We start from the raw sequence: 16,476 nt of genomic DNA, 5'->3' as shown, positions 1-16,476 counted from the left end.
TCACCTCTCAGGACCAGACCAATCGAGCAACTGGACTAGACCTCTTAGACCCGGCCAAGGGAAACTGTCCCCCGTGAAGCACGTCATCGCACTCGATGTAGGCGGCACCGGCATGAAGGCCGCGCTGGTCGCCCAGGACGGCTCCGTGCTGTTCGAAGCACGCCGACCGACCGGGCGGGAGCACGGCCCCGACGCCGTCGTCGCCACCATCCTCGACTTCGCCGCCGACCTGGCGCAGGAGGGCCGCACCCGGTTCGGTGCCGCCCCCCTCGCGGCGGGCGTCGCCGTGCCGGGGACGATCGACGAGAAGAACGGGATCGCGGTCTTCTCCGCCAACCTCGGCTGGCGCGACCTGCCGATGCGCAAGCTGCTCGGCGAGCGCCTCGGCGGCATCCCGGTCGCCCTCGGCCACGACGTCCGCTCCGGCGGCCTCGCCGAGGGCCGGATCGGCGCCGGGCAGGGGGTCTCGCGCTTCCTGTTCATCGCGCTCGGCACCGGCATCGCCGGCGCCATCGGCATCGACGGCGCCATCGAGGCGGGTGCGCACGGCTACGGCGGCGAGATCGGCCACGTGGTGGTCCGCCCCGGCGGCCCGCAGTGCGGCTGCGGCGCCCGCGGCTGCCTGGAGACCCTGGCCTCGGCCTCCGCGGTCTCCCGGGTCTGGGCCGAGGCCAGCGGTGACCCCGAGGCCGACGCCGCCGCCTGCGCGAGCGCCGTCGACGCCGGCGACCCGAGGGCCCTCGCGGTCTGGCGGAACGCGGTGGACGCGCTCGCCGACGGCATCGTGCTGGCGCAGAGCCTGCTCGACCCGTCCACGGTGATCGTCGGCGGCGGGCTGGCCGAGGCCGGTGACACGCTCTTCACGCCGCTGCGCGCCGCGGTGACCGAGCGCCTGACCTTCCAGATGCCCCCGAAGGTCGTACCGGCCATGCTCAAAGACACCGCCGCGTCCCTGGGCGCAGGCTTGCTCGCCTGGGATCTGCTCTCCATGGAGGTGACCGCGTGACCGCGGACCGTACTGCACTGGCCGGAGCCCGACTGGTCCTGCCCGGCGGGGTGATCGACGCGGGCCGGGTCTCCGTCGAGGGCGCCCGCATCGCGGGCCTCGGCGGCGAGGTGGAACCGGGCGACCTCGACCTCACCGGGTACACCGTCGTCCCCGGCTTCGTCGACCTGCACGTGCACGGCGGCGGCGGCGCCTCGTACGCCTCCGGCATCGCCGAGGAGGCGCTCACCGCCGCCCGCACGCACCTGGAGCACGGCACCACCACGACGATGGCCTCCACCGTCACCGGCGAGATCGACGAGGTCTGCCGCCAGGCGGCGGTGCTCTCCGAGCTCGTCGAGGACGGCGTGCTGGCCGGCATCCACTTCGAGGGCCCGTTCATCTCGCACAACCGGTGCGGCGCCCACCGCCCCGACCTGCTGCGCGACCCGGACCCGGCGCTGGTGCGCAAGCTCGCCGACGCGGGCCGCGGCCACACGAAGATGTTCACCCTGGCCCCGGAGCTGCCCGGCGGCCTGGAGTCGGTGCGGATGCTGTCCGACCTCGGCATCATCGCCGCCGTCGGCCACACCGACTCCGACTACGAGGTCACCCTGCGGGCGATCGACGCCGGCGCCACCGTGGCCACCCACCTGTTCAACGCGATGCCGGGCATCCAGCACCGCGCCCCCGGCCCGATCGTCGCCCTGCTGGAGGACGAGCGGGTCACCGTCGAGCTGGTCAACGACGGCATCCACCTGCACCCCTCGGTGGTCGAACTCGCCTACGGCACGGCCGGCGCCGAGCGCGTCGCGCTGATCACCGACGCGATGGGCGCGGCCGGCATGGGCGACGGCCTGTACCCGCTCGGCCCGCTCCAGGTCCGGGTCGAGAACGGCGTGGCCCGCCTGGTCGAGGGCGGCTCCATCGCCGGCTCCACCCTCACCCTGGACGTCGCCTTCCGGCGCGCCGTCACCGTCCTCGGCCTGTCCCTGAACCAGGCCGTCACCTCGCTGTCCACCGTCCCCGCCCGCCTGCTGGGGCTGGGCGACACCATCGGCACCCTGGAGGCCGGAAAGAACGCCGACCTGGTCGTCCTCGACTCCGACAGCTACGAACTCGCCGCGGTGATGCGCCGCGGCGAGTGGATCGTCGGCGCGGACCGCTTCGCCCGGGCCGGCAATCCGGCCTGACCCGGCGCCGCCCCTCCGGGCGGTCCCGGTCCTCCCGCCACGGGGGTGAGCAGCGGAACCTGCGCCTCGCTACTCACCCCACCGGGAGCTCCCCCTTGCCGCTCGCCCGCACCTCCGACCTGCTCGCCGCCGCCGTCGCCGAACGCCGCGGCCTGCCCGCCTTCAACGTGATCACCCTGGAGCACGCCGAGGCCATCGCGGCCGGCGCCGAGGCCGCCGGCACGCCCGTGGTCCTCCAGCTCAGCCAGAACGCCGTCGCCTACCGCGGCGGCCGGCTGCTGCCGATCGCCCGCGCCTGCGCCGAGGTCGCCGCCGCCGCCCGCGTCCCGGTCTCGCTGCACCTCGACCACGTCGAGGACACCGACCTGCTGCGGGCCGCCCCCGGCGCCGGGTTCTCCTCGGTGATGTTCGACGCCTCCGCGCTCCCGCACGACGAGAACGTCAAGGCCACCGCCGAGGCCACCGCCTGGGCGCACCGCCACGGCCTGCACCTGGAGGCCGAACTCGGCCGGGTCGGCGGCAAGGACGGCGAGCCCCCGCTCGGCGCGCACGCCCCCGGCGCCCGCACCGACCCGGCCGAGGCCGCCCGCTACGTCGCCGACACCGCCGTCGACGCACTGGCCGTCGCGGTCGGCTCCTCGCACGCGATGACCACCCGCACCGCCGCCCTGGACCACGCCCTGATCCGCGAACTGGCCGCCGCCGTCCCCGTCCCGCTGGTCCTGCACGGCAGCTCCGGCGTCCCCGACGACGCCCTGGCCGCGGCGGTCGCCGCCGGCATGGTGAAGATCAACATCGGCACGGCGCTCAACCTCGCCTGCACCCCGGCCGTCCGCGCCCACCTGGCCGCCCACCCCGCCGCCACCGACCCGCGCGCCTACCTGACCGCGGCCCGGAACGCGATGACGGCCACCGTCGACCACCTGGCCCGGGTGGTGTCCGGCCGGGCCTGAACCGGGGGCGCGGGGGGCACCGCCCGCCGCGCCCGCCGCCGCTACTTCGGGTAGTCGTTGACGCTCATCGGCGTCAGCGCGACCTGGTCCAGCAGCACCGGGTTGGACGCCCCGGCCGGGACGGTCACCGTGATGGTGTTCGGACCGGCCTGCAGCACCGGCCATATGTTGGTGCTGAACCAGGAGTACGCCGGGTCGGCGGCCGGGGTCTTGGAGTAGTTCTTGAAGGTCACGCCGCCCGGGTGCTCCTTGCCGTTGACGGTGACCTGGGTCGGCTGGTCGGCGCCGGTGTTGTTGAAGTGCAGCCAGAACTTGGCCTTGCCGTCGGCGTCGGCGTTGACCGTCCAGGTGAAGGACGAACCGGCCTGCAGCACCAGGTAGCTGCCGTCGGCGGAGATCGCGCCCTTGACGGTGCTGTCGGTGGTGGCGCCCTGGGCCTGCAGCTTGGACGCGTCGCTGACCGGCTGGCCCGCCGCGGTCGGGCTGGGCGCGGCGCTGCTCGCGGCGGTGCTCGGGCTGTTCGAGGCGGTCGCGGCCGGGCTGTGCGCGGCCGGGGCGGTGGCGTCGGCCTTGGACTTGGACTTGCCGTCCGGGTCGCCGGTGGAGAGCGCGACGCCCGCGCCGACGGCGACCGCGGCGACCACCGCGACGGCGCCGATGATCGCGGCCTTGCCGCGGCCCGCGGGCTTGTCCTCGCCGGGCCGCGGCCGGGAGCGCTCGGCGTACCGGGACTGCTGCGGGGGCAGCGCGGTGGTGGGTTCCTGGCCGTACCCGGCGGGGCCGGGCGGCGGCGAGGCCTGCGGGTGGACGGGCCGCTCGCCGTAGCTGGCGCGGCCGACCTCCATCGGGCGGCTGTAGCCGCTGCGGGGCCGTTCGGCGACGGGCTGCTCGCCCTCCGCCGGGCGGTACAGGTACGCGAAGGGGTCGTCCTGGCCGGCGCCTTCGGGCGCGGTGCCGTTGTCACCGGGCGTGGTCACGGTCGACTCCCCTGGAGCTGGATGGTCTCTGTACCCAGGGCACCCTACCTGGCCCGGGTGAGCAGGGGGTAAGCGGTTCAGACCGACCGGCACACGGAGGGCGGCGTCGCGTGCCGGTCGGTCTCAGCCCGCCCGGCGGTGCGAGCGCTCGCCGCGCGAGCCCCGGGCGGCGCCGCCGCGGGTGCGCTTCTCGTCGTACATCCGCTCGTCCGCGGAGTGCAGCACCTCGTCGATGCTCATGCCGCAGCCGGCCCAGCCGATGCCCAGGCTGACGCCGACCCGCACCGCCCGGTTGTCGATCCGCATCGGCGGCAGGATCGCCCCGCGCAGCCGTCCGGCCAGCTCCTTGGCCTCCTCGCGGCCGATGTTGTCGGCGAGGACGACGAACTCGTCGCCGCTCATCCGGGCCACCGTGTCGCCCTCCCGGACGACCTGCTGCAGGCGGCGGGCGATCTCGATCAGGACGGCGTCGCCGGTGTTGTGGCCGTGCCGGTCGTTGACCAGCTTGAAGCCGTCGAGGTCGCAGTAGAGGACGGCCAGGCCGCGCTCGCCGGCGGGGGCGCCGCCGCGGCGGTGGCCGTGCCACAGGTCGCCGGGCGGCTGCTCGGCGGGGACCACGGCGTGCACGTGGTGGGCGGGGGCGCCGTGGTGGGCGGGCGGGGCCGGGGGTAGGCGGCGCGGCCGTGCTCCAGGGCCCCGTCGGGGGCCGCGTAGCCGTGCGCGGGGGCGGCGCTCTCCCCGGCGGCCGGACGGCCGTCCTGGGCGGCCTGGGAGGGCTCGTGGGGGGCGTCGGACGGGGGCGCCTGGCCGGGGATCGCGGCGGCGGGGGCGATCGGACAGAGCCGGCGGGCCAGCCGGGCCCGCAGCTCGGCGCCGTTGGGCAGGCCGGTGAGGGCGTCGTGGCTGGCCCGGTGGGCGAGCTGGAGCTCGTGGCGCTTGCGGTCCTCGATGTCCTCGACGTGGGTGAGCAGGAAGCTGGGGCCCTCGGCGGCGTCGGCGACCACCGAGTTGCGCAGGCAGACCCACTGGTAGCTGCCGTCCCGGCGGCCCAGCCGCAGCTCGGCCCGGCCGCCCTCGGCGCTGGTGCGCAGCAGCAGTTCGAGGTCGTCGGGGTGGACCAGGTCGACGAAGCGCTGCTGGCGCAGCGCGGCGCGGGGGCGGCCGAGCAGCCGGCACAGCGCGTCGTTGACCCGGCTGAGCTGGCCGGTGGCGTCGCCGTGCAGCTCGGTGATGGCCATCCCGCTGGGGGCGTACTCGAAGGCCTGCCGGAAGGACTCCTCGCTGGCCCGCAGGGCCTGCTGCTCCTTCTCCAGCCGGGCCAGCGCGCGCTGCATCTCGGCGCGCAGCCGGGCGTTGCCGATGGCGATGGAGGCCTGCAGGGAGAACATCTCCAGGGCCTCGCGGGTCCAGGCGCCGGGGCGCTTGCCGCTGCGCGGGCGGTCCACCGAGAGGATGCCGAGCAGGTCGCCGCCGGCGCTGTACATCGGCGCGAGCAGGACGTCGGCGGGGTGCCAGTCGTTGCCGTAGACGGGCATCGGGCCGTCGCCGGTCCAGGTGGGGACGTCGGTGGCGATCGCCCAGCCGCGGTCGTGCGGCAGGAAGCGCAGGGTGCCCCAGTGGTCGGCGACCTGGAGCATCCGCTCCCAGGACTCGCGGGAGCCGACCTGGCCGAGCAGCACGGTGGGGCCGCCGAAGGCGCTCTCCTCGATCTCCCAGACGGCGGCGACCACCAGGTCGCCGTCGGGGCGCACCAGGCTGACCGCGGCGGCGTCGAACCCGAGTCCGTGGACGGCGCCCTCGACGACCGCCTGCAGGGTCCCCGCCAGGCTCCGGGCAGCGTTGAGGTCCGCCACGACCCGGTGCAAGGTGCGGAGGGTCGCCAGGCGGACGTAGGGCTCCGACTCGGCTTCCATGCGGGGGCTCCCCGGCTGCTTCGGATGGTTCGAAAGGTTGTCGTCCGATTGCCAGAAGAACTGAATCACAGGGAGCACTGCGATAGGCACGCTCGGTCAGCAATAGCCGGTGACTGTGACTCAAATCACATAATGATCAAGGACTCGGCGACCAAAGGCCGAGCGGACCTACGACCACGGCCCGATACCGGCCCGCCCGACCGGCGACTACCGTGCGGTACGTGTACAGCTCTCCGCAGTCCCCCGCCGCCCCCGCGGCCCCCGCCCCCGCGGCGGCGGCCGGTGCCACCCCCGAGGAGTTCCGGGCCGCCCTCGGCCAACTGGCCTCCGGCGTCTCGCTGCTGACCGTGCACGACCCCGAGGACGGCGAGGACGCGGGGATGACCGCGACCTCCCTGCTGTCGGTGTCGCTGGAGCCGCCGCTGGTGCTGGTCTCGGTCCGCACCGACTCGCGGATGGACGAACTGCTGGGCCGGGCCGAGACCTGGGCGGTGTCGCTGCTCGGCGAGGAGCACCGCACGCTCGCCTCCCGGTTCGCCATGAAGGGCCGGCTCAGCGACCGGCTGCTGTTCGCCGACGCCGCCTGGCACCGCGGCCCGCACGCCGGCGCCCCGCTGGTCGACGGCGCGCTGGCCACCGTGGAGTGCCGCACCGAGCAGCGGATCGAGGCCGGCGACCACACCCTGGTGCTCGGCCGGGTGCTCGCCGCCGAGGTGCCCGCCCCGGCCGGCCGGCCGCTGCTGTACCTGCGCGGCGGCTACCGGCAGCTCGGCTGACGGCCCGTCACTCCGGGCGGACCCGGCCCCGGCCCTGCTTGAGCCCGGAGCGGTGCCGCTTGTTCTCCAGCCGCCGCTCGACCATGCCGCGGCTGGGCTTAGTGGCCCGCCGGGCCTTCGGCGGCGGCGCGGTGGCCTCCCCCAGCAGCGCGGCCAGCCGGGCCGCGGCCACCTCCCGGTTGCGCCACTGCGAGCGGTGCTCGGAGGCCCGGACCACCAGCACCCCGTCCACCAGCCGGGAGGCCAGCCGCTCCAGGGCGCGCTCCTTCCACACCGGCGGCAGCGCCTCGGAGGCCGCCAGGTCCCACCGCAGCTCGACCTTCGAGTCCGAGGTGTTCACGTGCTGCCCGCCCGGGCCGGAGGAACGCGAGAAGCGCCAGACGAGCTCGGCGTCGGGCACGACCACCGAACCCCGTACGCGCACAGGCTCAGTCATGCGCCCATCATCCCGCCCGCCCCGGGGCCCCGTCACCTGGTTAACCGGGCACAATGGCGGGCGTGATCGAGCTCGGCTACTCGCTGTCCACCCGCCTCCCCGACCCCCCGCAGACCGACTACCGCACCGCGTCGGTCCGCTCGCTGCGGCACGACCTGTTCGCGGGCGACGTCTACCTGGAGGCGGACGAGGGCGCCGGGCTGGAGACCCGCTGGGGCTGGGTGCCGGTGCTGGACTTCGCCTGGGCGGTGTGCGACGTCGTCGAGCGGCTCGACGACGGCCCGCGCGGCAGCCGGGAGGCCCGGGTGCGCACCGAGGACCTGGACTTCACCCAGAACACCGAACTGCTGCGCTTCGCCCGCCGGTTCGGCTGGGTGGAGATCACCGCGACCTGGCGCCCCGACGACGAGCCGCTGGTGGTCCGGCACGCCGAACTGCGCCGCGAGGCCCGGGACTTCCTCCAGGACGTGCTGGCCGACCTGACCGAGCTGCACGAGGGACTCGCCGAGAACCCGAACGTCTGGACCGTGCAGGGCCGCTACCCGAGAATCTGATCGACGCCGGGCGTCCGCCGGACGGAGAAATCCGTCCGTCCACCGAGCAGTGGAACCAACGGCCGCCCGTCCCGCGTTCTCTGGGCAGAACCGACCGAAGGGACACCACAGACCATGCCCGTGAGCCTCACCAAGGGTGGCAACGTCTCGCTGACCAAGGAGGCCCCCGGCCTGACCGCGGTCGCCGTCGGCCTCGGCTGGGACGTGCGCACCACCACCGGCGCCGAGTTCGACCTGGACGCCAGCGCGATCGTGCTGAACGGCGAGGGCAAGGTCTACTCGGACCGGCACTTCGTCTTCTTCAACAACACCAGCACCCCGGACAGCAGCGTCGTGCACACCGGCGACAACCGCACCGGCGAGGGCGCGGGCGACGACGAGTCGATCAACGTCAACCTGGCCGCGCTGCCCGCCGACGTCACCAAGATCGTCTTCCCGGTGACGATCTACGACGGCCTCAACCGCGGCCAGAGCTTCGGCCAGGTCCGCAACGCCTACATCCGGGTGGTCAACCAGGCCGGCGGCGCCGAGATCGCCCGCTACGACCTCTCCGAGGACGCCGCCACCGAGACCGCGATGATCTTCGGCGAGCTGTACCGCAACGGCGACGAGTGGAAGTTCCGCGCCATCGGCCAGGGCTACGCCTCCGGCCTGGTCGGCATCGCCCAGGACTTCGGCGTCAACGTCTGACCCCGCACCACCACGCGAACGGCCCCCCGGGAAGCACCCGGGGGGCCGTTCGCACGTGCGGCGGCGCGGTCAGGAGCGGCCGGCCCGCAGCTCCGGCAGCTCCAGCAGCTCGGTCTCGTCGTGCGCGGTCAGGTCGACCACCTCGGACTCGGTGTCCGACTCGGCGTGCTGGTGGCTCGGCGGCTGCTCCACCGCCCGGTGCGGCGGCTGCGCGGCGTCCACCGGCGCGCCGGACGGCACCGCGTAGCGCTCGCTGTCGGCCAGCGCCTCGTCGCCCACCACGTCCGCCAGGTCGCCCACCGCGGGGGCCGGGGCGCCCGCCCGCAGCGCGGCCCGGGCCGCACCGGGGCGGCCGAAGAAGCTGAACGCGGTGGCCCGCGGCCGCTGCGGCGCCGGCACCGCCGGGCGCTCCTGCGCGGGCAGCGCCGGGCCGACCGGGCGCAGCGCCGCTGCCCCGGCCGCCGGCACCGGCTCCGGCACCTTCGGGCGCAGCTCGACCTGGGCCCGCTCGTCCACCTCGCGGCGCGCCTCGGCGACCGCCGCCTGCCGCTCCAGGTGCCGCAGCGCGGCCTGCGCGCGGACGTAGGAGGCGGGCGTGACGGGGTTCCTGGGGCGGGCGGCCTCCACGGCCCGGCGGGCCGCCTCGGCCTCCTTCAGGGCCTGCTCGGCGACCATCACGGCGCGCTCGCGCAGCAGCCGGGCGATCTCGGTCTCGGCCTTCGCCAGCCGGGACTTCTCCGCGGTCAGCCGCCGCCCGAACCGGGTGGCCCGCTCCTCGGCGACCTCGGCCGCGTACTCGGCCTCGGCGATCTGCTCCTCGTAGCGCTCCTCGGCCCGCATCCGGCGCACCACGGCCAGCTGGGCCGACGTCCGGGCGGCCCGGTCCCGCTGGCGCAGCACCAGCGCCAGGCCGACCACGGCGACCACCGCGGCGACGCCCACCGAGCGGGCCGCCACCTGGTCCGGACTGGCCACCAGCGCGGCCACCGCCGCGAGCACGAGCACACCGGAGGCGACCGGGGGCAGCAGCCGGCCGAGGACGGAGGAATGACGGTGGCGTCCGCGAGACATGGCTAGAAACTAGCGTGCGAATCGCGGCGCTGTCAGCCTCACCCCCCCGTTCGGGCCTTGACAGTCCGCGAGAACCACGGACGGCGACGGTGCGGTGACGATGCGTCAGCGCGGGGAGGCGGCCGTCCCGCGCGGGTGCTCGGGGTCGTCGTGGTCCTCGGGGAGCTTGCAGATGTGCTGCAGCCACAGCGCCACCGCGATCACCGCCGCGCCGGCCAGCACCGCGAACAGCGCGGTGGCCGCCTGCGTCCGGCGGGCCGCGACGTCCAGCGAGCCGAGCAGGAACACCCCGACGCCCGCGTAGATCCCGGTCACCACCGCGGACACCAGCGCGCTGGCCTGCCCCAGCACCAGCGCCCGGGCCGCGTGCAGCGGGTCGACGCCCTTGGCGCCGGGCTGCCGCTCGCGCACCGCCTTCAGCCGGGAGCGCAGCGACACCGCCGCGGCCAGCAGCACCACGGCGATCGCCGCCAGCACGTACGGCGCGTAGGCGGGCACCCCGGGCAGCGTGCCCAGCGAGTCCCACAGCCGGGCGCCGCCCCAGGACAGCAGCCCGGTGATCGCGGTGATGCCGAGCAGCAGGCGGAGACGGAGCGGCTTCACGCGGACGGGCTTCCTTCCAGTGGTACGACGGCGGGGTCACGACCAGGCCACCGTACCGGCCCGGTCGCACCCGCAGGGAGCTACGCCCGCGTGCGCCCGGAAGTTCCCGGGGCCCGCCCCGGCTACTCGGGCAGCCGCAGCTGCAGGTCCCCGCGCAGCCGCACGCCCTGCGCCTCGGCCCCGCCGAGGCCCGCCAGCAGCTCGGCGACCGGCCCGTGGCCCGGTACCTCGGCCGCCGGGTCGGCGTCCTGCCAGGGGGCCAGCACGAACGCCCGCTCGTGCGCCCGCGGGTGGGGCAGCGTCAGGTGCGGGTCGTCGCTGGTGACGCCCTCGTAGGCGAGCACGTCGACGTCCAGGGTGCGCGGCCCCCAGCGGACCTCGCGGACCCGGCCGAAGGCGTCCTCCACCGCGTTGGCCCGCTCCAGCAGGTCCTGCGGGGGCAGCGAGGTGCGCAGCACGGCGACGGCGTTGAAGTAGCTCGGCTGGTTCTCCGGGCCGCCGACGGCGTCGGTCTCGTACACCGCGGACAGCGCGGTCACCCGCACCCCGGGGGTGTCCTCCAGCGCGTCGACGGCGCCCTGCAGGGTCTCCAGGCGGTTGCCCAGGTTGCTGCCCAGGGCGACGGCGGCGGTGCGGGGGCTGTGCAGGGTGGACTCCACGCGGTCCACCTTGCCCTGCAGGTCGAACGTGGTCGGCGTGGCGGTCGGGTCGGTCGTGGCCAATGGAGTTCCCTCTGCTCGGGCTCCACCGGGCGCGGTCAGGCGCGGCTCCGGCGGATCGTGATGGTGACGTCGTCGAACGGGACGGTGATCGGGGCGTCCGGCTTGTGCACGGTGACCTCGACCTCCTCGACCACCTCGTGGCGCAGGCACTGGTCGGCGATCCGCTGGGCCAGCGTCTCGATCAGGTCGACCGGATCGCCCGCGATCACCGCGGTGGCCTCCTCCGCGATCACGCCGTAGTGGGCGGTGCGGGTCAGGTCGTCGCCCGCGGCGGCCGGCCGGGTGTCGAGGAACAGCGTCAGGTCGACCACGAAGGTCTGCCCCTCGATCCGCTCGCGCTCGAAGACGCCGTGGTGGCCGCGGGCACGGAGCCCGCGCAGGGTGACGCGGTCCAGCAAAAGAATCACTGCTCCCAGCTGACGGCCCCGCCCGGGGGCGGGGAACGGCGGGCACCGTCGCCCGCCGCCCCTCGAATCTACCTTCGAGCACCGACCGCCCGGGCCCGCCTCCCCGGCCGCCCACCCGATCGGACCGGCCGCCGCGGCCCTTGACGCGGCGCCGCTACTCGTCCTCGTCGTCCTCGTCGTCCCCACTGGTGAGGACCGGCGACCCGTGGTGCGACCACAGCTTCCAGCCCGCTGACGTCCGCCGGAACAGGTTCGTCGAGACCACCTTGCCGCCCACCAGCGGCCCCAGCTCGCCCTCCTCCTCCGGCTCGCCGCCGGACAGGATGTTCTCCGTGCAGGTGACCAGCGCCACATCTCCCTGCACGTCCACCTCGACGTCGGTCAGGAAGAACTGGATGTACTCGGTGTTCGCCATGATCAGCATGTAGGACCTGGTCACCTGGGCCCGGCCGATCAGCGCCGGCCAGCCCGGGTGGACGCAGAACACCCCGCCCTTGTCGTCCGCCTCGTCCGGCCCCAGCCAGATCTCCTCGACGGCCTCCAGGTCGCCGTTCTCCAGCGCCTCGTACAGCGCTTGGTTGACCGCCAGGACGGCTTCCTCGTCCGGCTCCAGCGCCGCCGCCCGGTCGTTGCCACCGCTCACTGCATCCGCCACGTCTACCCCCTCTGCGCCGCCTGCTCCCAGGCCGCGACGACTCTCACGGCGTCAGCCGTGCCGGACACGTCGTGCACCCGGACCGCCCAGGCGCCCGCCTTCGCCGACAGCACCGAGACCGCCGCCGTGGCGTCGTCCCGCTGCCGCGCCGGGCGCAGCTCCCCGGTTTCCGGGTCGGCCAGCAGCGTACCCAGGAAGCGCTTGCGCGAAGCCGCCACCAGCACCGGCCGTCCCAGCGCCGTCAGCGCGTCCAGCCGGCCCAGCAGCGCCCAGTTGTGCGCCCCGGTCTTGGCGAACCCCAGTCCGGGGTCCAGGATCAGCTGCTCCTGCTTGACGCCCGCGGCCAGCAACTCCTCGACCCGGACGGTCAGTTCCCGCACCACGTCCGCGACCACGTCGCCGTACACCGCGAGGGCGTCCATGTCCGCGGACTGGCCGCGCCAGTGCATCACCACGAACGGCGCGCCGGTGTCGGCGACCACGCCCGCCATCTCCGGGTCCGCGAGCCCGCCGGAGACGTCGTTGACCACCCGGGCGCCCGCCGCGACCGCCGCCGCCGCGACACTCGCCCGCATGGTGTCCACCGAGACCACCACCCCGGCCCGGGCCAGCTCGGTGACCACCGGGACCACCCGGCGCAACTCCTCCGCCTCGGTCACCCGCACCGCCCCCGGCCGGGTCGACTCACCCCCCACGTCCACCAGGTCCGCCCCGCGCGCCACCAGGTCCAGCCCGTGCGCGACCGCCTTCGCCGGGTCCAGCCACATCCCGCCGTCCGAGAAGGAGTCCGGCGTGACGTTGACCACCCCCATCACCGCACAGCGCTCGAGGACGGGCAGACCGGGGACGTTCTCGCTCATGCGTCCCATTATCGACGCACCCCCGAAAACCCCGCGAAACCAGGGGCACCGGGGAGACCTGCCGCGCCAGACCCTGCGAAAGCAGGGGCGCGGGGAACTGCGCGGCCAACCGAGCACCCACAGCCAGATCGCCTCGCAGGACAGCCACTTGCACTGTCCCGCGACCTCGCTGACGTGCTCCTCCCGCCGCGCGCAGTTCCCCGCGCCCCCGGTTTCGCACCATCCCGCCCGCGCAGCGGCCCCGCTTACGCCGCCTTGCCCAGCGGCGCCGCAGGCTCCTGCATCAGGCCCTGGCGCTGCCGCTTGCGGCCGAACCGCGGCATGCCCAGGGTGATGAACGCCTCGGCCTGCATCGCGGCGAAGCCGATCCGCGGCAGGTCGCGGGTGTGCTGGTAGACCAGGAAGCGCGGCTCCCAGGTGGGCTGGAACTTCGCGTTGAACTTGTACAGCGACTCGATCTGGAACCAGCGCGACAGGAACACCAGCAGCCCGCGCCAGGCCCGCAGCACCGGCCCGGCCCCGATCCGCTCGCCGCGGGCCAGCGCCGAGCGGAACATCGCGAAGTTCAGCGAGACCCGGCGCACGCCCATCGCCCCGACCTCCTGGAGGGCGGCGACGATCAGCAGCTCGTTCAGGCCCGGGTCGGCCTCCCGGTCGCGGCGCATCAGCTCCAGCGAGATGCCGTCCTCGCCCCACGGGACGAAGTGCAGCACGGCCTTCAGGTCGTCGCCGGTGGCCGGCTGCCCCTCCTCGGGGGCCTTGTGCGCGGTGACGACCACGCAGTCGTCGTCCCCGGCGTCGCCGAACCGGCCGAGCGCCATGGAGAAGCCGCGCTCGGTGTCGGTGCCGCGCCAGCGGGCCGCCGCGTCGCCGATCTGCCGCTTCTCCTCCAGGGTGAGGTCGCCGACCCGGCGCACCTTGCAGGAGTAGCCGTTGCGCTCGATCCGCTTGACCATCTGCCGGACGTTGCGCATGGCGCGGCCGGAGAGCGAGAAGGCGGCGGTGTCGACGATCGCCTCGTCGCCGAGCTCGATCGCGTCCAGCCCGGCCTCCCGGGTCCACACCTCGCCGCCGACCTCGGAGCAGCCCATCACGGCCGGGGCCCAGGCGTGCTCGCGGGCGGTGGCCATGAAGACCTTGATCGCGCCGGGCCAGGCCTCGACGTCGCCGACCGGGTCGCCGGAGGCCAGCATCACGCCGGAGACCACCCGGTAGGAGATCGCGGCCTTGCCGGTGGGCGAGAACAGCACGCTCTTGTCGCGGCGCAGCGCGAAGTAGCCGAGCGAGTCGCGCCGGCCGTGCCGGGCCAGCAGCTCGCGCACCCGGACCTCGTCCTCGGGGGTGAGCTCGGGCTCGGGCTTCTCCGGGCGCAGCGCCAGGTACGCGGTGCTCAGCGCGGTGACCAGGCCGAGCGCGCCGAGCGAGTAGCCGACCAGGTCGCCGATCCGGTCGGAGGTGTAGTGGATCGGCCCCTCGAAGCCGAACAGGCCGTAGCCGACCTGCTCCAGGCGCTGGAACAGCGACGGGTCGCCGACCTCCGCCTTCCAGCGGACCGACACCACGACCAGGCCGAGGCCCACCGACACCGCGCCGAGCAGCACGAACGCGGCCACCGCCCGCCAGCGGGTGCGCGGGTCGGCCTTGGCGTAGAACTCGCGCCGGTGCACCAGCATCACGGCGAGCAGCGCCAGCGAGACCACGGCCTGCCCGAACTGGTGCCAGCGCAGCAGGTGCAGCGCCGCGCCGACCGGCAGCAGCACGCACACCGCCCGCCAGGCGCGCGCCTTGCGGCGGCGCAGCGCGTGCGCGAGCAGCACCAGCAGCATGCCGACCATCAGGGTGCCGGCGGCGGCCAGCGAGGTGGTGCCGCCGGGCAGCTGGCCGACCACGGTGTGGACCCGGGTGAGCCGCAGCCGGGGCGAGAGCGCGACGGCGATGTCGATCAGGCCGATCGCCAGGCAGGCGTACCCGACCGCGCCCGGCAGCCAGGCCCGCGGCACCGCGGCGGCCTGGCTGCGGAGCGCCTGCAGGCCCCGGTGTCGGGGCGCGTCGGAGGTCGTCTCAGCGGACACGGGAGCGCTCATGGGAACTCAGCCTAGAGGCACCGGGACGCTGCGCGCGCACTCCGGGAACAGGGGCGTGATGGACTTTCATGACTGTTCCTTTTTCTGGCAATCCGCACGTCAAGTGCGGTCCACGGGGCGTTCCGGTCCGCTCGCCGGGGGCCCGGATCGAACGGTTGCGCTCATCGGTCCGGGGGACACGACTCCCCGGCCTCGTCCGCACCCGTGCCCGCCCGACCGGCGGTTCGGCGCGTCCGGCATCCCGATGGACGCCGCGTTCCACTGCGACGGTTCCCCTTCCGGTACCGGGCTATTCGCACGGGTTTCCGACGCCCGGTCAGCGTACCCCCATTCGCTCCCGACGGACCGTCAGATGACGATGGCGGGGCGGGAGTCGAGGAGGGACCGGAAGGCATGGAGCTCACCAGCCGGACACTGGTGTACACGCTGGCCGCGGTGGCCGCCGCCGCCCTGCTCGGCACCCTGTGGCTGTGGCCCCGGCTGGCCCGGCAGCGCCCGCTCCCGGTGCTCGGACGGCTGGGCCTGCTGACGGTCACCCAACTGGCGGTGCTGGGCGTGCTGCTGCTGTCGGTCAACGACGCGTACGGCTTCTACAGCTCCTGGAACGACCTGCTGCGTCCCGGCGGCGCCCCGCTCGCCCTGGCCGCCGCCAAGGGTCCGGACGCCGCCCCGGCGGGCGGGCAGCTGGTGCGGCCCACCACCGAGGGCGGGCTGGAGGGCGTCAAGGACGTGCTGCCCGCCGGTCCCCCGGAGGAGGTCGGCCGGGTCGACTCGGTGCGGATCACCGGCCCCGCCTCCGGCCTGTCCGACCAGGTCTTCGTCTACCTGCCGCCGGAGTACTTCAACCCGCGCTACGCCCGCGAGCGCTTCCCGGTGCTGCTCGCCCTGGCCGGCTACCCCGGCCCGTCGCTGCACCTGGTCGAGGGGCTGCGGCTGCCGCAGACCGCCGCCGAGCTGCAGCGCACCGGGCAGCTGGCGCCGACCGTGATCGTGATGGCCCGCCCGACGGTGGCCCCGCCGCGCAACACCGAGTGCGTGGACGTCCCGGGCGGTCCCAAGGCGGAGACCTGGTTCGCCCAGGACGTCCCGGCGGCGGTGCGCTCCGCGTACCGGGTCGGCCGGTCGGCGGACTCCTGGGGCGTGTTCGGCTACTCCACCGGCGGGTCCTGCGCGCTGCGGCTGGCGATGCGCCACCCCAGCACGTTCCGGACCGCGGCCGGGATGCACGCCGACTACACGGTGCCCAACGACCGCTGGACGGACGGCGACCTGTTCCGCGGCGACAAGGACGCCGCCCAGCAGTCCGACCTGAACTGGCGGCTGAAGCACCTGCCCGCGCCGCGGGCCGACCTGCTGCTGGTCTCCACCCGGGCCGAGGACGACTACCCGGCCACCGAGCAGTTCCTGGCCGAGGCCCGGCAGGTGTCCGCGGCCCACCCCGAGCTGGAGGTCGACTCGATCGTCCTGCCCGACGGCGGCCACTCCTTCGAGAGCTGGCGCCGCGAGCTGCCCGCCACCCTGGAGTGGCTCGGCGACCACCTCGCCCCGCCGCCGGACCGCGAGCCGCGGCCCTGACGCGCAGGGGCGCCACCCGTGG

Annotated in this window: 16 protein-coding genes and 1 pseudogene; 7 read left to right on the top strand and 10 right to left on the bottom strand. The window is 74.9% G+C overall.

Features of this window, described 5'->3' with window-relative positions:
- Positions 1-73 precede the first annotated feature (73 nt).
- From OU787_RS18390 to OU787_RS18380, 3 genes are all read left to right on the top strand, one after another.
- Complete coding sequence (locus OU787_RS18390) at positions 74-1,006, top strand: ROK family protein (protein WP_268660015.1); 933 nt, start codon at positions 74-76, stop codon at positions 1,004-1,006.
- Complete coding sequence (nagA, locus tag OU787_RS18385) at positions 1,003-2,178, top strand: N-acetylglucosamine-6-phosphate deacetylase (protein ID WP_030458133.1); 1,176 nt, start codon at positions 1,003-1,005, stop codon at positions 2,176-2,178. The genes OU787_RS18390 and nagA overlap by 4 nt, the downstream gene beginning before the upstream one ends.
- Before the next feature lie 95 nt (positions 2,179-2,273).
- Entirely contained in the window at positions 2,274-3,131 is an 858-nt protein-coding gene (locus OU787_RS18380; RefSeq protein WP_268660014.1) for a class II fructose-bisphosphate aldolase, read from the top strand.
- A 41-nt stretch (positions 3,132-3,172) separates the two neighbouring features.
- Here the strand turns inward: OU787_RS18380 and OU787_RS18375 are convergent, their stop codons facing one another.
- Together OU787_RS18375 and OU787_RS18365 are read right to left on the bottom strand one after the other, a co-directional pair.
- The gene (locus OU787_RS18375; protein WP_268660013.1) at positions 3,173-4,108 is read right to left on the bottom strand and encodes a hypothetical protein; all 936 of its coding nucleotides are present in this window, start codon (positions 4,106-4,108) and stop codon (positions 3,173-3,175) included.
- 123 nt (positions 4,109-4,231) lie between these two features.
- Positions 4,232-6,021 (bottom strand): annotated as a pseudogene (locus tag OU787_RS18365) (diguanylate cyclase domain-containing protein).
- Positions 6,022-6,242: 221 nt separating this feature from the next.
- Between OU787_RS18365 and OU787_RS18360 the strand changes: the two are divergent.
- A complete protein-coding gene (locus OU787_RS18360) occupies positions 6,243-6,797 on the top strand; it encodes a flavin reductase family protein (protein ID WP_030458137.1) in 555 nt (184 codons plus the stop codon).
- Positions 6,798-6,804: 7 nt separating this feature from the next.
- Here OU787_RS18360 and arfB read toward each other — a convergent pair whose 3' ends face one another.
- On the bottom strand, positions 6,805-7,233 hold the full coding sequence (arfB, locus tag OU787_RS18355; RefSeq protein ID WP_030458138.1) for an alternative ribosome rescue aminoacyl-tRNA hydrolase ArfB: 429 nt from the start codon (positions 7,231-7,233) through the stop codon (positions 6,805-6,807).
- Between the two features lie 62 nt (positions 7,234-7,295).
- Between arfB and OU787_RS18350 the strand changes: the two genes are divergently transcribed.
- Positions 7,296-7,787 carry a hypothetical protein gene (locus OU787_RS18350; protein WP_030458139.1) on the top strand — a complete coding sequence of 164 codons (492 nt, stop codon included), beginning with the start codon at positions 7,296-7,298 and terminating at the stop codon, positions 7,785-7,787.
- Between the two features lie 114 nt (positions 7,788-7,901).
- Positions 7,902-8,477 (top strand): TerD family protein, encoded by a 576-nt coding sequence (locus OU787_RS18345; protein WP_030458140.1) that lies wholly within the window; start codon positions 7,902-7,904, stop codon positions 8,475-8,477.
- Between the two features lie 69 nt (positions 8,478-8,546).
- On the opposite strand, the gene OU787_RS18340 is transcribed toward OU787_RS18345, so the two are convergent.
- From OU787_RS18340 to OU787_RS18310, 7 genes are all read right to left on the bottom strand, one after another.
- Positions 8,547-9,548, bottom strand: coding sequence for a hypothetical protein (locus tag OU787_RS18340; RefSeq protein ID WP_268660011.1), 1,002 nt, complete (start codon positions 9,546-9,548; stop codon positions 8,547-8,549).
- 105 nt (positions 9,549-9,653) lie between these two features.
- Entirely contained in the window at positions 9,654-10,151 is a 498-nt protein-coding gene (locus OU787_RS18335; protein WP_030458142.1) for a DUF3180 domain-containing protein, read from the bottom strand.
- A gap of 122 nt (positions 10,152-10,273) precedes the next feature.
- The gene (gene folK, locus OU787_RS18330) at positions 10,274-10,912 is read right to left on the bottom strand and encodes a 2-amino-4-hydroxy-6-hydroxymethyldihydropteridine diphosphokinase (protein WP_369794897.1); all 639 of its coding nucleotides are present in this window, start codon (positions 10,910-10,912) and stop codon (positions 10,274-10,276) included.
- Positions 10,909-11,268, bottom strand: a complete 360-nt coding sequence (folB, locus tag OU787_RS18325) for a dihydroneopterin aldolase (RefSeq protein ID WP_030458144.1) — start codon at positions 11,266-11,268, stop codon at positions 10,909-10,911. The genes folK and folB overlap by 4 nt, the downstream gene beginning before the upstream one ends.
- A gap of 166 nt (positions 11,269-11,434) precedes the next feature.
- On the bottom strand, positions 11,435-11,935 hold the full coding sequence (locus OU787_RS18320) for a nuclear transport factor 2 family protein (RefSeq protein WP_081966724.1): 501 nt from the start codon (positions 11,933-11,935) through the stop codon (positions 11,435-11,437).
- A gap of 2 nt (positions 11,936-11,937) precedes the next feature.
- The gene (gene folP / locus OU787_RS18315; RefSeq protein ID WP_030458146.1) at positions 11,938-12,804 is read right to left on the bottom strand and encodes a dihydropteroate synthase; all 867 of its coding nucleotides are present in this window, start codon (positions 12,802-12,804) and stop codon (positions 11,938-11,940) included.
- A 236-nt stretch (positions 12,805-13,040) separates the two neighbouring features.
- Positions 13,041-14,879, bottom strand: a complete 1,839-nt coding sequence (locus OU787_RS18310) for a phosphatidylglycerol lysyltransferase domain-containing protein (RefSeq protein WP_268660010.1) — start codon at positions 14,877-14,879, stop codon at positions 13,041-13,043.
- 393 nt (positions 14,880-15,272) lie between these two features.
- Here OU787_RS18310 and OU787_RS18305 point away from each other — a divergent pair, with 393 nt between their 5' ends.
- Positions 15,273-16,454, top strand: coding sequence for an alpha/beta hydrolase (locus OU787_RS18305; RefSeq protein ID WP_268660009.1), 1,182 nt, complete (start codon positions 15,273-15,275; stop codon positions 16,452-16,454).
- The last annotated feature ends 22 nt before the right edge of the window (positions 16,455-16,476 follow it).

The sequence above is a fragment of the Kitasatospora sp. YST-16 genome (assembly GCF_026802215.1).
GTDB classification, from domain to species: Bacteria; Actinomycetota; Actinomycetes; order Streptomycetales; family Streptomycetaceae; genus Kitasatospora; species Kitasatospora cineracea.
Note: the sequence above shows the minus strand (reverse complement) of the source record. Positions and strands in the feature narration are given on the sequence as shown.

Bases quoted from the DNA above. Each gene is read 5' to 3' on its own strand.
- arfB (WP_030458138.1), bottom strand. From the start codon at position 7,233: ATGACTGAGCCTGTGCGCGTACGGGGTTCGGTGGTCGTGCCCGACGCC.
- OU787_RS18345 (WP_030458140.1), top strand. From the start codon at position 7,902: ATGCCCGTGAGCCTCACCAAGGGTGGCAACGTCTCGCTGACCAAGGAG.
- OU787_RS18340 (WP_268660011.1), bottom strand. From the start codon at position 9,548: ATGTCTCGCGGACGCCACCGTCATTCCTCCGTCCTCGGCCGGCTGCTG.
- folP (WP_030458146.1), bottom strand. From the start codon at position 12,804: ATGGGACGCATGAGCGAGAACGTCCCCGGTCTGCCCGTCCTCGAGCGC.
- OU787_RS18310 (WP_268660010.1), bottom strand. From the start codon at position 14,879: ATGAGCGCTCCCGTGTCCGCTGAGACGACCTCCGACGCGCCCCGACAC.
- OU787_RS18305 (WP_268660009.1), top strand. From the start codon at position 15,273: ATGGAGCTCACCAGCCGGACACTGGTGTACACGCTGGCCGCGGTGGCC.